We start from the raw sequence: 18461 nt of genomic DNA, 5'->3' as shown, positions 1-18461 counted from the left end.
GGTTGCTCATTTTTAGTTCTGTATTTTTGTGCCCAAGCTGGGTAACCTAAAAGATAAGTGCAATAGCTACTGAAAATATTTGTAAGTAATTGGGAAACTATGAGAATTTTGGTGACGGGCGGTGCTGGGTTTATTGGTTCCCATCTCATCGACCGACTAATGAACGAAGGGCATGAAATAATATGCTTAGATAATTTTTATACAGGTCATAAACGTAACATTCTTAAATGGTTAGGTCATCCGTACTTTGAATTAATTCGCCACGATATTACCGAACCAATTCGCCTAGAAGTCGATCAAATTTATCATTTAGCTTGTCCTGCTTCTCCAGTACATTATCAATACAACCCAGTAAAAACCGTTAAAACTAACGTGATGGGAACGCTGAATATGTTGGGGCTGGCCAAGCGCGTGAAAGCTAGGTTTTTCTTAGCATCAACTAGCGAAGTATACGGAGATCCAGAAATTCATCCCCAAACCGAAGAATACAGAGGTAGTGTTAATCCCATTGGTATACGTTCTTGTTACGACGAAGGTAAAAGAATCGCTGAAACTCTAGCATTTGATTATTACAGGCAAAATAAAGTTGATATTCGAGTTGCTCGGATATTTAATACATACGGGCCGAGAATGTTAGAAAATGATGGTCGGGTAGTGAGTAACTTTATAGTTCAAGCCTTGCGAGGTACTCCTTTAACGGTTTATGGAGATGGTTCGCAAACCCGGAGTTTTTGCTACGTTTCCGATTTGGTGGAAGGATTTATTCGCCTGATGAACGGCGATTATGTCGGCCCAGTAAATTTGGGTAATCCAGGAGAGTATACAATTTTACAATTGGCACAAGCTGTGCAAAACATGATTAACCCAGATGCACAGATTAAATTCGAGCCGCTACCTTCCGACGACCCCCGGCGTCGCCAACCCGATATTACAAAGGCGAAAACTTGGTTAAATTGGGAACCTACCATTCCTTTGCAAGAGGGGTTAAAACTAACAATAGAAGATTTCCGCGATCGCATGAACAGCGATGCTAAAAATTCAGCCTCATGAGCAGCACCTAGTCTTGCTCTCAAGTTTCCTGCAAGCTTATCCTATTTGGTAGCCGGTACTTTAAGTGGCTGTGTTTCCTCTCGGTGTATAAGTGTCATATTGACTATTTCTTTTGTTAAACTAACGCTGAATTAAGCGAGGAGTTAAAAATGCGTGTTTGCGTAATTGGTACTGGTTACGTCGGTTTAGTTACAGGTGCTTGCTTAGCTCATATTGGGCATGATGTCATTTGCGTAGACAACAACGAAGAAAAAGTCAAATTAATGAAATCTGGTCAGTCTCCGATTTTTGAACCGGGACTTTCAGAAATCATGCAGTCTGCTATTCAAGCAGATAAAATTCATTTCACCAGCGATTTGGCTGCGGGAGTCGCCCACGGAGAAATTCTGTTTATTGCTGTAGGAACACCACCTTTACCAACTGGTGAGAGCGATACTCGTTATGTTGAAGCTGTGGCCCGTGGTATTGGGACAAACCTCAACAATGGCTACAAAGTCATTGTGAATAAATCAACAGTACCCATTGGTTCAGGTGACTGGGTGCGGATGATTGTTCTAGACGGTATCGCTGAACGGCAGAAAACTTTGGTAGCCGCAGGTGGCGTATCTGAAGAAAAATCACCTGAGTTTGTCGCCGAGTTTGATGTCGTCAGCAATCCAGAATTTTTGCGTGAAGGTTCAGCAGTTTACGACACCTTCAACCCCGATCGCATTGTACTAGGAGGCAACAGTCCCAGAGCAATAGCCTTAATGGAACAACTGTATGCCCCAATTGTAGAACGCAAATACGCAGCCGATCCATCCTTACCTCCAGTACCAATTCTGGCAACAGACCTCAGTTCAGCGGAAATGATCAAATACGCCGCTAATGCCTTTTTGGCCACTAAGATTAGTTTTATCAATGAAGTTGCTAACATTTGCGATCGCGTTGGTGCTGATGTTACCCAAGTTGCTAAAGGTATCGGTCTAGACTCCCGCATTGGTAACAAATTTTTACAAGCCGGTATTGGTTGGGGTGGTTCTTGCTTCCCCAAAGATGTCTCCGCCCTCATTCATACAGCTGACGACTATGGCTATGAAGCAGAATTGCTCAAATCCGCAGTCAACGTCAACGACCGCCAACGTTTAATTGCTCTCGAAAAACTGCAACAAGTCCTGAAAATCCTCAAAGGCAAAACTGTTGGGCTACTCGGTCTCACCTTTAAGCCTGATACCGATGATATGCGCGATGCTCCAGCCCTCAACTTAATTGAACAACTCAACCGACTAGGAGCTAAAGTCAAAGCCTACGACCCTATTGTTTCTCAAACAGGTATGCGTCATGGCCTTTCTGGCGTGTTAGTAGAAACCGACGCTGAAAGATTAGCCGACGGCTGCGATGCTTTAGTACTCGTCACCGAATGGAAACAGTTCAGCACTCTCGACTACCTGAAGATGGCAAAATTGATGGCTCACCCCGTAATTATTGATGGTCGTAACTTCCTCGACCCCGAAGTAATGGTGCGGGCTGGATTCCAATATGTAGGAATTGGAAGATAAAGCATTTTGCCAGAAATCAGAATAGAGAATTGTGAATTCTCTATTTTGCGAGATTGAATTTGAAATTTCTAGCTTTTTTAAATCAAAAGGGTCATAACAATGTTGTGGCCCTTTTATTTTTCGTATTCAACAAGATTTATAGCTAGGGAGACAAGGGAGCAGGGTAATACGGTTCGGGGAAAGGGGAAGGGGGAAGGGGAAAGGGGAAAGGGGAAAGGGAAAAGGGAAAAGGGGAAAGGGGAAAGGGAAAAGGGGAAAGGGGAAAGGGGAAAGGGAAAAGGTTTCAAATACATGCTTTACCCCTTACGCCTTAACCTTGTCCCAGACTACAAGGGAAGTTCATACTGCTTATCCTAACCGTACTGGGGAACAGGGGAGCAGGGGAGATAAGTTTTTCCCCTCTGCCCCATGCCCCATGCCCCATGCCCAATGACGATTCCTACTAGTTTAAAATTTATATAATTCTGCTATAAACATTTTGGCTATCAAACTCCAAATAATCACTTAAGAGTTACGTGGAATTCGCTCTATTTCAGCATATCCACTGAAAATTAGTTTTTGACCTTCGGTTTCTAATCGGTTGAGTCGCATCTTCACTCCATCAAGGTCAAATCTGTCTAAGTCAACCATATTATCCAAAATTTCCACCAGTGCTAAGCTCAAGGTTTGGGAAATTTCGCGTTGTGCTTCTGGCACTCGTTCGATCTGAATTTTTGGGTCTTTAAAGGAAACTCGCCGCCGCTTTTCAATACCGATGGTGAGAGTCATACTTAAAGGTACAAGTTCGCCATTATTTAAATCTGCTTTGGCTTCCAGCTGCAACTGATTTCCCGGTAATAGCTGTACCTGGACTTCGGTAAAGGAAACAGGTTGACCGCCAGATAATGCTGTTAAAGATGGTACAGTGAGGTTAAGCAAACGCTTTTTCACTAATTCAGCTTTGAAAGCATGGTTAATGCCTGCTTCTGACAAGATTACCTGAGCGACTGCCTGAGTAGGTTGTTTGAGGGTAAGTTTGCCACTTAAAACTGAGCCGAAATCAATAGACACCGCATCGGTTTCAAATGACATCTCCTCCACCGCAAAATCTTTGCGGATTAATAAGCCCCGACCGCTCATTTTGAAGCTATCAATGCTGCCTTGCAACAGTTTGCTAGAAGGATAACAGCGCACAAAGACTTCTACTGACTCGCTTTGAGTAAACAAGTGGCGAATCGTTTGGCTGGCGACTGTGTTGAGCATCTGCTCTCCCCAATCTGTGCCTTTAGGATTTTGTAAACCAGTAAGTCCGCCGAACATGTGGTTTTTAGTCTCTAGAAGTTCTTTGTACTTTTGTAACAAATTGTGAACGATAGAGCAAGCGATCCCATGATTGATTCTTTCAATGACCAAAGTCAGGATCGTTAATATTACCAGATAAAATGTGTCTAATATTACTTTTTATAATTAATGTGATTTAATGCGATCGCCAACTTGACTTTGTAGGAAATTACGCTGCATCCGGTGGTCATGTTTGGTATGTGCAAGAACAAGTCTAATTCTGACTTTTTTTTAGCGTAGTCCATACTAAATTCTGCTGTAATTCCCTTAAGATATCTATTGTTTAAGATATCTACTATGTTTGCTCAAGTTAAATACTCTAAGTATCATGCTCTCGGAAATGATTATTTAGTTATTTCTCCTGAAAATTTAGCATTTGAATTAACCCCAGAAAAAATTCAGCGAATTTGCCATCGAAATTTTGGCATTGGCTCAGATGGTATTCTGTTTGGCCCCTTACCAGCCAAAAATGCGAAATTTGGATTGCGGATTTTTAATCCAGATGGTAGTGAGGCAGAAAAAAGTGGTAACGGTTTGAGAATCTTTTGTCGCTATTTGTGGGATAACCAAATTGTTCAAGAAGAAGAATTTGAAATTGACACCCTTGGCGGGCGAGTCCAAGGGCGGGTTACCGAATCGGGTAGAAGTGTTCGAGTAGAAATGGGTCGTGTAAGCTTTCAAAGTGAAAAAATTCCCGTGACAGGAGACTCAAGAGAAGTTCTCCAAGAAAGTATTACCGTCGCCGACCAAATTTTTAGCTTTTGTGCAGCCACCATTGGAAATCCACACTGCGTTATTCAGCTACCGGAAGTCACACCCGAAATTGCTAAACAGTATGGTTCTTTGCTAGAAATTCATCCTTACTTTCCCAACCGTACCAACGTTCAGTTTATGAAAGTTAAAGATCGGCAAAATATTCAAATTGAGATTTGGGAAAGAGGAGCAGGTTACACCTTAGCATCTGGCAGTAGTAGCAGTGCTGCGGCGGCTGTTGCCCACAAATTGAACTTGTGTGATTCAGAAATTACAGTTCACATGCCAGGAGGACAAATTGCGATCGCCATCAGTGATGATTTTACAGTTACCATGACCGGCTCCGTCACCAAAGTAGCTGAAGGTCTAATGTCCCTTGAAGTTTTTGAGTATTGAATATTGGGCATGGGGCATGGGAAAGGGGAAAGGGGAAAAGGGGAAAAGGGGAAAGATTAAATTTATTCCTTTTCCCTTTAACCTTTAACCTTTTCCCCTTTCCCTCATCTCCCCAGTCCCCCATTTCACTGTGTCGGCAGTTTCGGATGTGTATTCGAGTACTTTGCCACTATGCTGGAAATTTCAGGGTTGTAAAGTCTGAGATAATTCCAGTAATTGCCAAATACTTGACGTACATAATTTTTGGTTTCATCAAAAGGAATGTCTTCCACAAATTCATCTGGGTCTTGTGTAGTGTAAGTTTGCAGCCATTTGGAGACATTGCCAGGGCCGGCATTATAACTGGCGATCGCTAACAAGGAATTATTGTTATATTGCTGATGGGTATGATCCAAATACCATGTACCCAGCATGATGTTTTGGTTAGGATCTTCTAGATTTATTGTTTTGCTATCCAACTTAATTTGTGGGGCAATCCATTGAGCTGTACTCGGTAACAACTGCATTAAACCAGTAGCATTTGCCACAGATTTAATTTTGGGTTGAAATCTGGACTCTTGACGAATTAAGGCAGTTACTAGCAAAGGATTGAGTTGACGCTCAGTAGACCATTTTTCAATTTCTCGCAAATAGGGAAATGGATAACGGGCTTGCCAATAAGAGATTTGTTTGCTTAGAGTTTGATATTCGGCAAGTTCAGCTGGTATTTCCCGGTCTTCCAATTTAGAAATTTTGTCAATTCCGATGAGATTTTCTCCCCTTGCCAGCTGCATCAAGCCTTCAGTAAATTGCTCTGCTACCGTTGGCTGAAGTTTATTCTGAAATTCTGTTTGCCACTGTAACCAAGCATCCCGGTCTTGACCCAACAGATACAATTCTTTGAAAGTTTCAGAACCTGCGGGAGGTAATGAACGCTGGGGTGCAAGGACTTCTGGGTTCATTGAGCGCACGTTGTCAAAGTTACCGACATTCAACCCCAACATCGTCGCCGATCGCCATGCATAGTAAGAGTAGGGAAACTGGCTAATCGTATACTCATAAGCAGTTTGAGATTCTTGCTGTTTTCCTAATGCAGCCGCCCATTTACCCACCCAAAAGCCTGCTCTTGGAGCCAAAATACTGTTGGGATTGTTGGTAACAATTGGTTCTGCCCATTGCCATGCAGCGATGTAATCTTTGTTGTTCGCTTTATCTTGGGCGACTTTCCAGCGATACTCTGCTGCTTCGTCAGAATTACCGTATTTGCCCAACAGTAATTCCCAAGCCGAGCTAGCTGACTTTTGATCTTTGAGTGCTTGGAAAGTTTTGGCTTTTTGTACCAGTGCAGCACCGGCTTGGTCGGGGAATTTACTAATTACCTGGTCAAGATAAGGCAAGCCATCTTTGGGAGTTTTGGCCATTTCTGCTAATCGCAGCAGTGCAGTACCAGTTTCTTTTGCTTGGGGAAATTGCTGCACCAATTGTTTATATGTGGCGATGGCTTTTTCTTTATCTTTGCCCCCTACCTGTAACCCCCGTGCAGTACGGTAGAGATTGCGGGCTGTTTTGGGTGCTTTGGCATAAGCATTCCCGGCTTTGAGAAATTGATTATTTTCCCAATAGGCTGTACCTATGAGTTCCCAATCTTCGGCTTTGAGGTTAGGCTGTTTAACTAACCCATCCAAAACGCCCACTATACCTGCTTGGTCGTAGGCGTATTTTGCCAAAATCAACTGTAATTTAGGTTGATTGGGATTTTCTTGTAAGCGTTTGCGGATTATTTCCCAAGTCAAGGGATTAGAAGGAAATTGAGCGATGGCTGTTTCCTGTTCCTTTGGTTGGGCAATTAGATACAGCGCTTTGACTGCGGCTGGTTCTTTGGGATACTCTTTCAGGACTTTTCGCCTGAGATCCGAGGCTTTGCCGTCCTCACCCAGCATATCTTCTGCCTGGGCTTGTTTGAGCAAAATATAAGGTGCGAGGGTTGGATAGTCTTTTTCTAATCCTTCCAACAAGGCCAGAGCTTTTTTTCCTTGGGTTCTTTCAATGTAATCACTCGCCAAAAGATAACGAGCGCGATTGCGGTCAACAGAAGGCGACTGTCCGGCGATGGCAGCTAGTTTTGCTGCCCGTTCTGGCAGAGATTGTGATATCAGTGGAAAAACAGCTGATTGAGCAACGCTAGCGTCAGATGCTTGCTCTACCTGATTTTTCCCAAATTTGAGCCATTGCCCCAGAGATTTGCCAATCTCTGGTGCTGATACCATTGCCCCCGCTGAAAAGGCAAACAGCGCCGCAGCCGCAATTATGGAAATTTGCTTTTTTTGTAGTTTCTTCAGCATGAATACCCGCTGAAAAGTTCCGATGAATTTCTTGAAACTCTAGCACTCCTAACCATCAGTGTTACCAATTTTTAATTTCAGATTTTTAATTTTATGTACAAAAATACTAATTTTCAATCTTACGGTTGACAGTACTGAGGAGGTAGCGTAGTTTAAACAATGTTACATCTATCTCTAGGATAAATGTAACAATTTTTATATTATTCCAACGACAATTCGATACACTTTGGTGAGTTAGCTGTCAATGGTTAACAGCCAACACAAAAAGATATCAAGTGTTAAATCCGCGACACTTGCTTCAGATTTTAACGCCAAAAAACACATTGCCTTTGATGTTGGGAAAGCTTGGGAGTGATGATTTGTAAATACTCGTCTCTCAATGGAGGTTTACAATAAAACGGGTGTTTTGGCGATCTCGAAGTGTAGTCAAAAAATATTGTGAATCTATCTGAATATAAAGGTATCTTTCCTCGATGAAAGACATTAGCAGTGTCAGCCATAATTACAGTGCCAGCAACTCCTGTACAAGATTTCCAGTTTAATGGCGGTATAATCTGTCGCATGGTTTTGTCTCGAATGTAGCGATATTTATAGCTTAGAGAGCGTGCTACTTTTGAATAATCAGATTTGGGAATATATTGAAACGGGCCTCCATCATCATTTACATCATTTAAATAAACAATCACCTTTAGTACTTTACGGTCTTCTTTATCTAGATGCCATAGCCTTGATTTTTGTTCTACTGGATTAGCAATATCTCTGCGAAAAGAAGGATCGTGATAAGCTACTGGCAAACCAAGATAATGTTCAATAATATTGAGTAAACGCTGTTGAATTCCCCAAAAAAAAATTTCTGGATGCTCCATCATTTGCTCGCAACTAGCATGAATCATAAATTCATTCTTTTGTCCAGAAATACTTTTGGGGATTTTTGGCATCAAGCTTTGTGCAGACTGAAACATTTCTGGAGTAGAAGGAATTGAAAGCTCTGCTAACGAAGTTAAAACTATTCCCTGACTTTTGAGAGTTTCAACCAAAATCATATCTGCGGTCGAAATCATAGGTAGATAATCAATATGTTTTTCGATCGCTGCTTGATATAAAAGCTCAGCCTTATTGTTTAACAATGGGACTCGATAAAGGTTTTCTACGATCCGATTGTGAACCTTGTTGATAATTGTCTTCATCTTGTCTCTTAAAATTTATTGAAAAATAACTTAAAAGTCACAGCAAAGCGATTGGGGACTTCCAAGTCAAAAAATATTCCACAGAAGACTGTTAACCGTTGACAGTCAGCAGTCAACAGTGAACAGTCAACGACCTCAATCGGAACAATTTATTTTTTGGAGTTACCTTGAAGTATTAACTTCAATTAATATGCGCTTAAACAAATATAATAATGCCTGATGAATGTATGATTATTGCCGTTGTGGCTTATTACTATAGTCGGTTGACCAAAATTTTAAAATACTTCTAAAAGTAGATTATTTAAAATTAATCTAATAAGGTTGAATTTGTTATAAAGGGACACATCAAAGGCGGGAATTATGGTTGATGCAAATTCCAAAATCATCCCACAATTATGCAATGCCCCTGATTCTAAGCTGTTCTGCATTTGGCGTTGCACATTGCCTTGATTAGATTGTTGACTGTTGACCGTTAACTGTCAACGGTCAACAAGTTATGCTTTTTCAGGGCGCATTAGCTTATTGATTGGAGTTTTCAGTTTATTCAACAAGCACTAAATTACACAACGTCATTGCCTAATGAAGCCAAGTTGAATGTAGGCGTTCTCGAAGAGTAGCCTTCGTAAGTGCGATCGCTCTTTCACTGAGCAGGCAACTGATAACAGAGAGATAATATTTCTATCAGCAGTAATTCTCTATCATTTATGACTCAAGCCATACCCAAGCAAGTAACCTTTGAGGAATTTGTCGATTGGCTACCCTAAAATTCAGAGGTACGCTACGAACTACATAACGGAGACATTGTTGAAATGGCGCAACCAGTAGGGGAACACGAAGAAGTTAAAAGCTTTTTGCGTGTGGAAATTCCTGTTGAAATCAAACGTCTAGGATTGCCCTATGGTATCTCCAACTAAGTTATCGTTAGACCTCCTGAAAAAGATTCTGGTTACTTCCCAGATGTTTTGGTGCTAAATCGTGCAAATCTGGCAAATGAAAAATTATGGCAAAAACAATCTATTGTTAGCGTGGGTGCATCGATACCTTTGGTAATTGAAATTGTATCAACCAACTGGCGAGACGATTACTATTTAAAATACGCTGATTACGAGGAAATGGGTATTCCTGAATACTGGATTGTCGATTATGCTGCCTTGGGTGGACGTAATTTTATCGGTAACCCCAAGCAACCGACAATCTTGGTTTGTAACTTGGTTGATGGAGAATATCAGATAAGTAAGTTTCGAGAAAGCGATGCCTGCGGCGGTAAACAACGCATTATTTCCCAAACTTTCCCCGAATTAAATCTCACCCCAAACCAGATTTTTCAAGCTGGTCTGGTCTAGGGTTTCTGGTAGATTGTAAAACCCCAGCGCCAAAAGACTTTCGCAAAGCTATTGCCTGTTTTATCGTTTTGCCAATTCTGGAGTCCGTCCCTTCAAACCAATCATTAACTTCAGCATAAATACTTTCAACATAGGTACTCGCTGCAATAACCATAAACCCAGACGCCGAACCACCACCACAGGCAAGAAATTATTAGAAAACATTCGGTCTAACAAATCGGTAAAACCTAGAATTGTCAGGTTTTCTAACTTGCGCCAACGTTCATAACGTTTGAGAATTTGCATCTCGCCAATATCTTTACCTTTGTTGTGGGCTGCTTGGATTACTTGCGCCAAAGCTGCTGCATCCCGAATACCCAAATTTAAACCTTGTCCCCCCACGGGATGACAGTTGTGTGCAGCATCACCAATTAATGCTAGTCGGGGAAGAACATAGCGATCGCTTTGCATGAGTTGTACTGGAAAAATAAAGCGATCTCCCAATAGTTCCAATTTTCCCATCTGATTGCCATAGCGACGGGTTAATTCTTTTAAAAATTGTTCATCATCTAAAGCACACAAAGCTTTTGCTTCTTCGTGAGGCGCTGTCCACACAATGCGGCAGCGATTCCCTGGTAGAGGTAAAATTGCAAAGGGGCCGCTAGACCAAAATCTTTCGTAAGCAGTGTTATTGTGGGGTTTCTCTGGTTTGACAAACGCAACTATGCAAGACTGCCAATATTTCCAGCCAGAGGTTTTGATACCAGCAGCTTGACGAATTGGCGATCGCGATCCATCTGCGGCTACGAGTAATTTACTTTTAATAGTTCGTAGTTCGCCAGCAACTTTAATATCTATGGCTACAATGTCTTGTTGATACTGTGTTTTTATCACCTCAGCCGGACACAGATAAGTGACATTTGCACAATTTCTGACAAACTCCTGCAACGGTTCCAATAGCGCTTGGTGTTCCGCCACATAACCCAACTCTGGCGTACCTATATCATCTGTGACAAATTCCACCACACCAGGATAATCGGCATCAGAAAGACGAACCCGGCAATATTTGGCAATTTCGGGCAACATTTTGTCCCACACTCCAATTCCTTGGTAAATTAGGGACGAAAGCATGTGAATTGCATAGGCTTGACCCTTAGCTACCGCCGCTGACGCCACTTTTGCCTCAATCAGCAGTACACTCAAGCCAGAATCTTTTAAGGCAGAGGCTAAAGTTAACCCAACAATTCCACCGCCTACAATTACCAAATCGTATTCGTATCCCCGCTTGTCTGATGTTGTTTGGGGAGAGTAAAAAGTTTGATTAAGCTCTGCTAGCGCCATTGTGAAGATAAATTACAGCATCTTAACTCTTATTTTGACGCGATCGCGGCTTTTTAAGCAAGTTCAGCTTATTGACCCAGCAAAAAACAATCGAAAGATTTACTATTTGAACCACATGTGTCGTAGGAGCGCAAGGCTTTGCGCCCTTAGCACGTGGTCTATTTACCTGAAAATTGCTGTAATTGTTAACTTGAGACAAACAACTATTAAAGGTCAAAAAAAATGAATAAGACTATACTTAGCGTTTTAATGTTTGTATTTTTACTTTTATTTATTACTTCTCCCTTTGCTGCCCTTGCAGGTTTAATGTTTATTTTGTTAGCTGGAACATGTTTTTATGTGCTAGGGAATTTGTTCCAAGCAATTATTGGTGGTGATGCCAATGTTAATAAATTAGATAGGAAGTAGGGAATCAAATTTTTAGATATAAAAGCGAGTTTTTGACCCAATTAAATATAATTGCCATAGTCTATCATCAAACTATTTGATAGCACATTAATTCGTAGCTGACAACAGTCAACAGTTAACAACCACCACGAATATTTATATAATTTAGACCTATATTATTAAAAATACCCGCTGATTATGAAATACAGCGGGTTGAATCATGAATATAGTGGTGTAAGAAAGAGACTAAATTAATTGCAGTTTTACTACAAGTTTTTGTAGTTAAGTAGGTCAACCTTAAAAAATGTAAAATAGATTCTTTGCGATTACTATTCTTCTCTACAAAACCCTATGGTAATCAGGTGTCTGCACTATGCTAAGTTCCGCTTGTAATGACATTTGACGTTTAATTAGGTTGAACTACTTAATAGTCATTATTTATGAGCTTTATGAACTGGATGATGCTTGTGATGTTTGTAGTGTTTCTGATGAACCTTGACAGTTTTTATCTTAGTAGGGTGTATAGTTCCAGCTTGCACAGCAGGCGCAGAAATAGCTACGGGGGTAGCAAATATTAAAGCCAAAACTAAAGCTTTCGCGAAGTTATTCACTTGCAATTCCTCATCAATTGTTGAACACTACAACTATCTAATACGTATATGTCATTGCGTTGTAATTGATGTGAATCTTTGATGTCTGTTTGGACGGATTTTTATTAAGAAATGCTGAGACTGATTAACTCTTCTGCTACTTCAAAGTTAGCCGTGACATTTTGAACATCATCTAAGGCTTCTAGAGTATCAATTAATTTGAAAAGCGATCGCGCTTGCTCAGGATCGGTAACTTCTACACTATTACTCGGAATCCAGCGCAATTCAGCATCAGTTACCTGAAAGCCTTTATCCTTAAGTGTTTGGCTGAGGGTTTCTAAATTTCCGATTTCAGTAAATACCTCAGCCATTTCATCTTCAGTCATTTCATAAGACTCAGCGCCACCTTCTAAGGATGCTTCTAAAAGTTGTTCCTCATTAACCACACCTGGAACGATACAAACACCTTTTTGGTCAAACATCCAGCTAACACAGCCTGTTTCACCCAAGTTACCACCATTTTTACTAAAAGCCGCACGCAAATCGGCGGCTGTGCGATTGCGATTATCTGTCAGCGCTTCAATTAAAATTGCGACACCACCGGGGCCGTAACCTTCATAGCGAATCGCTTCAAAATTGGCACTGTCTGTACCAAAAGTGCCTGCACCTTTAGCGATCGCCCGTTCAATATTATCATTAGGGATACTTGCTGCCTTTGCCTTATCGATAGCTGTGCGGAGTTGAAAATTCAGCGCTGGATCTGGTACACCACTTCTCGCTGCAACAATAATCGCCCTCGATAACTGAGTGAAGGTTTTTCCCTTTTTTGCATCTACTACCGCCTTTTGACGCTTAATATTTGCCCATTTACTATGTCCTGCCATAATCCGAAATTATCAAAACTCTACTTCAAGATTAGGATATACCCAGCTTTTACCCAGATGCAAAGGTGGATTTGGTAAGAGGGAGATAAGGGAGATGGGGAGATGGGGAGATGGGGGAGATAGGGGAGATGGGGGAGATAGGGGAGAAAAATTGCTACCTTGTCCCCCTTGTCCCCCTTGTCTCCATGCCCAATGCCCAATGCCCCATGCCCAATGCCCCATGCCCCATGCCCAATGCCCATAAACGCCATACCAAGCTACTTTTTCTCTGGTATGTCATTACAGCCTTCTATAAAATCGATAACTTGGTGTAGACATCCTGGTTTAGTTACAATCAGCACAGTTGAATTAGGTTGTAGTACTGTACTGCCATTAGGAATCATCAAATTATCGTGGGGATGAGGTTGATAGCCAATAATTAGCGAGCCAGTGGGAAACCTTGAATCCTGAGCAATTTCAGCAACGCTACGACCAACAACATAGCAGTTATTGGGGATAGAAAGTTTAAGCACCTCAATCTGTCCTTGCTCAAAATGCATCATCGATTCTACTTGTGGAAACTCGATGGCATTTACCATTGTGGAAACAGATAGTTCAACAGTACTGATGATGTGATTTGCTCCAGCCAGACGCAGGGGTTCGCCAAAATCAGAGTGACGCATCCGACTTAAAATATGAGGAACGCCATAATGTTTAGCAAGAGTTACCATCGCTAAGTTTAAGGCATCACTGCGTAGTACAGCAGCCAAAGAGCTAGCTTTGCGAATCCCAGCTTCTAACAATACTTCTGTACTCACGGCACTTCCTTCAAAAGCCATTGCCCCAACTTGTTCGCGGGCATAGCGACAAGCCGTAGGATCGACATCAATAACAGCAACAGTATGCCCCAGTTCTAGGAGTTTCTGCGCTAAATTTAACCCCACTAAACCAGCTCCACCAATTAATACGTACATGAATATTCCTAATAATCTTTGAGTTTTTACTTTAACAATTATTAGTTGACTGTTGACTCTTAACTGTTCTCCGGTGTCTCTTGGCTTCAGAGCGATGGAATATGCTACTTACCTTACGCAATGATGAAAAATCAAGGGTTTGGGGAGGATGTTATTCAGCGTAATATCATGTCCGCCTAATCACTTATCAAAAAAATTCCCCGCGTCACCACGTCCCCGCGTCAGTCCTAATGATAAGTCTTCAACAGGACATGATATAAATCCTAGAATATTTTTTGAGTTGGAAGTGCCAAACTTCTCACTGTGATGTCCCTTACGAATTGATGTCAGGCATTGATGATGTTTTCCACTCGTTTTCTAAAATGGCGTAAATAAAATTGTCATACCATCTACCTTTGATTAACTCTTTTTCTCGTAGATGAGTTTCACGATGCATCCCAATTTTTTCTAAAACTCTCAAGGAAGCAATATTTTCTGCAACACACCACGACCAAATACGATGCATTTTTAATTCTTCAAAACCAAACTTTACAATTGCCTGTCCGGCTTCTGTTGCGTAACCTTGTCCCCAATAATGAGGATTGATTTCATAGCCAATGTTTGCTTCTCGTAATTCAGAGTTATTGATACGAATACCACAATTGCCAATCAATATATTTTCTTGTTTAACAACAACAGCTAACTGAAACTTTGTTCTGGGTTCTTCTATTTGTTGATTAATAAACATCTGCAAAAACTGACAAACATCGTTCTGTGTACGATGCGTCCAGTGTGAATAAAGCAAGTATAGGGGATTCGATTGATAAGTAAAAACCGCTTGCCAATCTGCTTCTATCAATTCACGCATTAGCAAACGATTTGTTTCTATTATCATATATTCAGTTTCCAATTCGCAATTCAAGTTTTACATTTTGCACCAGAAGGAGTAGCATCCGGATAATAGGTAATGATGGCTTTTTCTTTCCGGACAAAAACATTAGAAAAGGACTTACCAGTTTCGCGATCGCGTACATTATAAATACACGCTCCTTCATTGTTCCCTTGGAGTTTAAAGATTTTGGTGGTATCTAAAAGTATTTCTTCAGCATTGCTAAGATAGCCATAGCCTTTAATCACATCTGTGACTGTACGATTTTTTTGTTTAATTACCACACCCATTGTATAAATCACCCCAGGAACAACTTCCTCTCGTCTTTGATTATTCGGTAGGCGTCCTGCTATGCCTTGGTTTTGTAGTTCTAAATACCTACCATAAAAATGTAAGCCGCCAATATCATTGGCATTATAGATTTCGCCACAAAATATATGTTCAAACCCCTGGCGCTGGAACCAAATATTAGTTAAATCCTCTAGAAATTGTGCTTGATTACTACGTCCAGCACGTAGTTCACCGCCGCTAGTTTGTTGAATTTTCTGTAACACATCTGGATAAGAAGATAACAATTGTTTAAAACTATTAGTACTCACTTTCGTACCAATGGGGCCACAAACTTTTAACACAGCTTGGTCAAAGGAATTTAGCTGTGGTGGTGGTGGTGTAATATCTACTTGTTGTCTTGCGGGAAAACCAACAGAAACCGGGTTATTGATATTATCAAAAAATGGCAGAAGTTTGGTATTTTCCTGTGGTTGTGCGTTCACCAGATTTTGCGAAGACAATGGCGAAAGCAGTAGTAAAAGAGTAAACACTTTCACCATCTGCTTGAACTTATTGGTTACATAACTTGGCTGCATAAATTCTAGTTTAACTACTTCGATAATAGTTCCATGCCAAGTTTAATTCTCTAGATAGCTTACTTGATAAAAAACCCGTTTTTTTTTAATAAATCAGGTGATATAAGTAGATAGACTTAAATGTGGTAATCCGATTTGATTAATGAATATATTTGTGTAGTAAGGGAACTCTTAACAGGAAAAAAGGAATTTAGGGGTGTACTGAGTTTTTTCACCAAATCAAATATGAGTTCTATAAATAGAATACTTCTGTCATTGCAAGTGAAGCGAAGCAATGACATCTTATATTTAATCATGGCTACCTACTTAGTATTTAGCAATGTTAACTGTTAACTTTTAACAGTCAACAGTCAACAGTCAACAGTCATCTCCCCATCTTCCTACTCCTAGCCCAAATTACAATCTTTGATTGCAACTGAATATGAATTTTGGCATCTGAATTCTTATGTTGCCCGATCAATTTTTCGGACATCTTCATCAGATAGTTGCACATTGATAGCTAGTGCTGAGTCTTCAATGCTGGAAATTTTGCTAGCTCCAGGAATTGGTAAGATAACAGGCGACTTGGAACGTAACCACGCCAGAACGATATTGTATACTGATACGCCTTTTTCTTTAGCCAACTGAGCGATCGCTGGAATATCTTCTAAGTTTTGATGACGACGCCTACCGCCAAATGGACTCCAGGGTAAAAAAGTCAATCCTTGCTGTTCGCAATACTCCAACACGCCATCAATTTCTGGCTGTCGTTCCCAAGGGCTATATTGATTCTGCACTGAAACAATATCCACCACATCCTGCGCCCGCTTAATTTGTTCAACGGAAAAGTTAGAAACTCCCACGAAACGAATTAAACCTGCTTCTACTGCTTCTTTGACTGGTGTAAGAGATTCTTCGATGGTGTAATTATTATCTGGGGAATGATATTGCCAAACATCGATGGGTTTAGCGCCGCCCAAAGCCTCAAAGCTGACTTTAATTGTTTGACGCAAGTGTTCTGGGTTCCCGTTGCGCGTCCAATTACCATCGGGACGCATCAAGCCGCCTTTAGTTGCGACAATTACCTGGCTGATATCGCCTTGGTAACTGGTAAGTGCTTTGTGAATTAACTGTTCGTTGTGATGCTTATCTGATTCGTCTTTACAATAAGAGTCGGCAGTGTCAATGAACGTAATACCCAGATCTAAGGCACGATGAATAACTGCGATCGATTCTGATTCGGGAGGGCGATTATAAATTGACATCGGCATACCACCCAAACCGATGGCACTCACAAAAATACCTGTTTTTCCTAACTGTTTGGTTTCCATGCTTCTAGTCATAGCTTTCTGACCCAATTATGAAGCACTGAGTTAAAGATTTTTTAGCTATCGATCGGAAATCCTCCCATTTACTTATACTTGGCGATTCCTACCCTCAAGTCTTTCGGCTGATTAATATAACCTCCTCAATTACAAATACTTATTTTGTCAGTTTGTCTATTTAAGCTATGTTTGGTAAATAAAATAAGTAGCCTACATAAATTGGCTAGTTATTCCACACTTGACATAAAGCATTGTGAGTGCCAAACGTCTGCCAGAAACCATTGCCCATGTCAAAATTACCCGCCAATCCTGGCAACACGGCTTCCTAGAGGGTGAAGTGAGTGCAGGTGAATTTGAATGGCATTTCCAGTGGCATTTTCGTAGGGGAGAACTTGCCGTCAAGCCCTCCCAAGGTCGCGCCTTAATCAAAGAACCCCTCGGTCGATTTTTGGAGAAACAAGATTATCAACTAGAGCCTGGAGGAGACTATGCTTTTACAATTCGGGCGGAAATTTAGGAGTTATTCAATTTTGGATTTTAGATTTTAGATTGAATCCAAAATTCAAAATCTAAAATTGGCTGATTCCGTGAGGCGATTTAAGTATCTTTCGATTAGCAGAATGGCAACAATGTCATCTATGGGTCTTGGAGGCTGTCGCATACCTTGTGGTAGTAGCTTTATTAGCCCTTTGGGCGGATACATTTGCCAATAGCGATCGCGTGCTTCTAAGGTTGTGTAGCGCTCATCTACTAAAATAATGTTCAGGGGTTCTGATAATTCTTGATAAAATTGCTGTTTCCACTGATTGGCTGTTGTTTGGTTGCCCATCACCATCAAGGAGATGGGGAATTGCTGACGCAGTGTCTCAATGGTAGCGATCGCCTCTTTTGCTGACACCACTTGATGATAATATAATTGCCGATCCAGCCCCATCACTGCTAAACCACATTTATCTCGACCTGGATCGAAACCCAAAATCACTGGCTGTGTCGGTGAAAATTCACGGAAAGTCATAAGTAATAAAAAAAAGAATTCAGAATTGGTGAATTCAGGAATCAGAATAAATTAGTGGCTAGTGGCGAGTCTGTGTAGGAAAGTTATGCTGGCTGCGGCAAACTAACCTCCAAGCGTCTACGGCGTAAGCTGCCGAGTCGTGACTTTCCGCGCTCATCTCCCAATACGGTTCGATTAAAGGGGAAAGGGGAAAGGGGAAAGGTTTCAAATACATCCTTTACCCCTTACCCCTTAACCCCTTCGGGGTTCGCCAGTCGCTCATGGGGGAAACCCCCAAGACCGCGCTGGCTCACCTTTTCCCAGACCACAAGGGGAGTTCATACTGCTTATCCGAACCGTATTGGCTCATCTCCCATTAATTGTATT

The 18461-nt window shown here is 41.2% G+C and carries 18 protein-coding genes and 1 pseudogene; 7 read left to right on the top strand and 12 right to left on the bottom strand.

Annotation, left to right across the window (positions count from 1 at the left end):
* Positions 1 to 99: 99 nt before the first annotated feature.
* Positions 100 to 1050: a UDP-glucuronic acid decarboxylase family protein gene (locus tag VF06_RS22385; protein ID WP_099067716.1), complete on the top strand. Its 951-nt coding sequence runs from the start codon at positions 100 to 102 to the stop codon at positions 1048 to 1050.
* A 149-nt stretch (positions 1051 to 1199) separates the two neighbouring features.
* Positions 1200 to 2588: a UDP-glucose dehydrogenase family protein gene (locus VF06_RS22380; protein ID WP_099067717.1), complete on the top strand. Its 1389-nt coding sequence runs from the start codon at positions 1200 to 1202 to the stop codon at positions 2586 to 2588.
* Between the two features lie 504 nt (positions 2589 to 3092).
* Here VF06_RS22380 and VF06_RS22370 read toward each other — a convergent pair.
* Positions 3093 to 3887, bottom strand: coding sequence for an LmeA family phospholipid-binding protein (locus VF06_RS22370; protein ID WP_180267318.1), 795 nt, complete (start codon positions 3885 to 3887; stop codon positions 3093 to 3095).
* A gap of 134 nt (positions 3888 to 4021) precedes the next feature.
* Positions 4022 to 4153 carry a hypothetical protein gene (locus VF06_RS42850; protein WP_257207525.1) on the bottom strand — a complete coding sequence of 44 codons (132 nt, stop codon included), beginning with the start codon at positions 4151 to 4153 and terminating at the stop codon, positions 4022 to 4024.
* Positions 4154 to 4205: 52 nt separating this feature from the next.
* On the opposite strand from VF06_RS42850, the gene dapF reads away from it, so the two are divergent.
* Positions 4206 to 5057, top strand: coding sequence for a diaminopimelate epimerase (gene dapF, locus VF06_RS22365; protein WP_099067719.1), 852 nt, complete (start codon positions 4206 to 4208; stop codon positions 5055 to 5057).
* 125 nt (positions 5058 to 5182) lie between these two features.
* Here the strand turns inward: dapF and VF06_RS22360 are convergent, their stop codons facing one another.
* On the bottom strand, positions 5183 to 7378 hold the full coding sequence (locus VF06_RS22360) for a lytic transglycosylase domain-containing protein (RefSeq protein WP_099067720.1): 2196 nt from the start codon (positions 7376 to 7378) through the stop codon (positions 5183 to 5185).
* Between the two features lie 305 nt (positions 7379 to 7683).
* Positions 7684 to 8565 carry a phytanoyl-CoA dioxygenase family protein gene (locus tag VF06_RS22355; protein ID WP_099067721.1) on the bottom strand — a complete coding sequence of 294 codons (882 nt, stop codon included), beginning with the start codon at positions 8563 to 8565 and terminating at the stop codon, positions 7684 to 7686.
* 704 nt (positions 8566 to 9269) lie between these two features.
* On the opposite strand from VF06_RS22355, the pseudogene VF06_RS22350 reads away from it, so the two are divergent.
* Positions 9270 to 9908, top strand: a pseudogene (locus VF06_RS22350) (Uma2 family endonuclease).
* A gap of 60 nt (positions 9909 to 9968) precedes the next feature.
* On the opposite strand, the gene VF06_RS22345 reads toward VF06_RS22350, so the two are convergent.
* Positions 9969 to 11228: an FAD-dependent hydroxylase gene (locus tag VF06_RS22345; RefSeq protein WP_099067722.1), complete on the bottom strand. Its 1260-nt coding sequence runs from the start codon at positions 11226 to 11228 to the stop codon at positions 9969 to 9971.
* A 222-nt stretch (positions 11229 to 11450) separates the two neighbouring features.
* On the opposite strand from VF06_RS22345, the gene VF06_RS22340 reads away from it, so the two are divergent.
* The gene (locus tag VF06_RS22340) at positions 11451 to 11636 is read left to right on the top strand and encodes a hypothetical protein (protein WP_099067723.1); all 186 of its coding nucleotides are present in this window, start codon (positions 11451 to 11453) and stop codon (positions 11634 to 11636) included.
* A gap of 413 nt (positions 11637 to 12049) precedes the next feature.
* Here VF06_RS22340 and VF06_RS41095 read toward each other — a convergent pair whose 3' ends face one another.
* Both VF06_RS41095 and VF06_RS22335 read right to left on the bottom strand, forming a co-directional pair.
* On the bottom strand, positions 12050 to 12226 hold the full coding sequence (locus VF06_RS41095) for a hypothetical protein (RefSeq protein WP_180267317.1): 177 nt from the start codon (positions 12224 to 12226) through the stop codon (positions 12050 to 12052).
* A 104-nt stretch (positions 12227 to 12330) separates the two neighbouring features.
* Positions 12331 to 13089: a YebC/PmpR family DNA-binding transcriptional regulator gene (locus VF06_RS22335; RefSeq protein ID WP_099067724.1), complete on the bottom strand. Its 759-nt coding sequence runs from the start codon at positions 13087 to 13089 to the stop codon at positions 12331 to 12333.
* A gap of 94 nt (positions 13090 to 13183) precedes the next feature.
* Between VF06_RS22335 and VF06_RS41090 the strand changes: the two genes are divergently transcribed.
* On the top strand, positions 13184 to 13333 hold the full coding sequence (locus tag VF06_RS41090; protein ID WP_180267316.1) for a histidine kinase: 150 nt from the start codon (positions 13184 to 13186) through the stop codon (positions 13331 to 13333).
* A 13-nt stretch (positions 13334 to 13346) separates the two neighbouring features.
* Here VF06_RS41090 and VF06_RS22325 read toward each other — a convergent pair whose 3' ends face one another.
* The 4 genes from VF06_RS22325 to VF06_RS22310 form a co-directional block, all read right to left on the bottom strand.
* Positions 13347 to 14042 carry a potassium channel family protein gene (locus VF06_RS22325; RefSeq protein WP_099067726.1) on the bottom strand — a complete coding sequence of 232 codons (696 nt, stop codon included), beginning with the start codon at positions 14040 to 14042 and terminating at the stop codon, positions 13347 to 13349.
* Between the two features lie 313 nt (positions 14043 to 14355).
* Complete coding sequence (locus VF06_RS22320) at positions 14356 to 14916, bottom strand: GNAT family N-acetyltransferase (protein WP_099067756.1); 561 nt, start codon at positions 14914 to 14916, stop codon at positions 14356 to 14358.
* 23 nt (positions 14917 to 14939) lie between these two features.
* The gene (locus VF06_RS22315; protein ID WP_180267315.1) at positions 14940 to 15776 is read right to left on the bottom strand and encodes an EndoU domain-containing protein; all 837 of its coding nucleotides are present in this window, start codon (positions 15774 to 15776) and stop codon (positions 14940 to 14942) included.
* Positions 15777 to 16219: 443 nt separating this feature from the next.
* Entirely contained in the window at positions 16220 to 17086 is an 867-nt protein-coding gene (locus VF06_RS22310) for an aldo/keto reductase (protein WP_099067727.1), read from the bottom strand.
* A gap of 247 nt (positions 17087 to 17333) precedes the next feature.
* Here VF06_RS22310 and VF06_RS22305 point away from each other — a divergent pair, with 247 nt between their 5' ends.
* Positions 17334 to 17597: a DUF3146 family protein gene (locus VF06_RS22305; protein ID WP_096537001.1), complete on the top strand. Its 264-nt coding sequence runs from the start codon at positions 17334 to 17336 to the stop codon at positions 17595 to 17597.
* 45 nt (positions 17598 to 17642) lie between these two features.
* Here VF06_RS22305 and VF06_RS22300 read toward each other — a convergent pair whose 3' ends face one another.
* Positions 17643 to 18095: a pre-16S rRNA-processing nuclease YqgF gene (locus VF06_RS22300; RefSeq protein ID WP_099067728.1), complete on the bottom strand. Its 453-nt coding sequence runs from the start codon at positions 18093 to 18095 to the stop codon at positions 17643 to 17645.
* Between the last annotated feature and the right edge of the window lie 366 nt (positions 18096 to 18461).

The organism is Nostoc linckia z4 (assembly GCF_002608075.1).
Taxonomy (GTDB): Bacteria; Cyanobacteriota; Cyanobacteriia; order Cyanobacteriales; family Nostocaceae; genus Nostoc; species Nostoc linckia.
Note: the sequence above shows the minus strand (reverse complement) of the source record. Positions and strands in the feature narration are given on the sequence as shown.

Coding starts and splice junctions, on each gene's coding strand:
- VF06_RS22345 (WP_099067722.1), bottom strand. CDS start 11,228: ATGGCGCTAGCAGAGCTTAATCAAACTTTTTACTCTCCCCAAACAACA.
- VF06_RS42850 (WP_257207525.1), bottom strand. CDS start 4,153: ATGGACTACGCTAAAAAAAAGTCAGAATTAGACTTGTTCTTGCACATA.
- VF06_RS22315 (WP_180267315.1), bottom strand. CDS start 15,776: ATGCAGCCAAGTTATGTAACCAATAAGTTCAAGCAGATGGTGAAAGTG.
- VF06_RS22310 (WP_099067727.1), bottom strand. CDS start 17,086: ATGGAAACCAAACAGTTAGGAAAAACAGGTATTTTTGTGAGTGCCATC.
- VF06_RS22355 (WP_099067721.1), bottom strand. CDS start 8,565: ATGAAGACAATTATCAACAAGGTTCACAATCGGATCGTAGAAAACCTT.
- VF06_RS22385 (WP_099067716.1), top strand. CDS start 100: ATGAGAATTTTGGTGACGGGCGGTGCTGGGTTTATTGGTTCCCATCTC.
- VF06_RS22335 (WP_099067724.1), bottom strand. CDS start 13,089: ATGGCAGGACATAGTAAATGGGCAAATATTAAGCGTCAAAAGGCGGTA.
- VF06_RS22300 (WP_099067728.1), bottom strand. CDS start 18,095: ATGACTTTCCGTGAATTTTCACCGACACAGCCAGTGATTTTGGGTTTC.
- VF06_RS41090 (WP_180267316.1), top strand. CDS start 13,184: ATGGGGAGATGGGGAGATGGGGGAGATAGGGGAGATGGGGGAGATAGG.
- VF06_RS22370 (WP_180267318.1), bottom strand. CDS start 3,887: ATGTTCGGCGGACTTACTGGTTTACAAAATCCTAAAGGCACAGATTGG.
- dapF (WP_099067719.1), top strand. CDS start 4,206: ATGTTTGCTCAAGTTAAATACTCTAAGTATCATGCTCTCGGAAATGAT.
- VF06_RS22320 (WP_099067756.1), bottom strand. CDS start 14,916: ATGATAATAGAAACAAATCGTTTGCTAATGCGTGAATTGATAGAAGCA.
- VF06_RS22340 (WP_099067723.1), top strand. CDS start 11,451: ATGAATAAGACTATACTTAGCGTTTTAATGTTTGTATTTTTACTTTTA.
- VF06_RS22325 (WP_099067726.1), bottom strand. CDS start 14,042: ATGTACGTATTAATTGGTGGAGCTGGTTTAGTGGGGTTAAATTTAGCG.
- VF06_RS22380 (WP_099067717.1), top strand. CDS start 1,200: ATGCGTGTTTGCGTAATTGGTACTGGTTACGTCGGTTTAGTTACAGGT.
- VF06_RS22360 (WP_099067720.1), bottom strand. CDS start 7,378: ATGCTGAAGAAACTACAAAAAAAGCAAATTTCCATAATTGCGGCTGCG.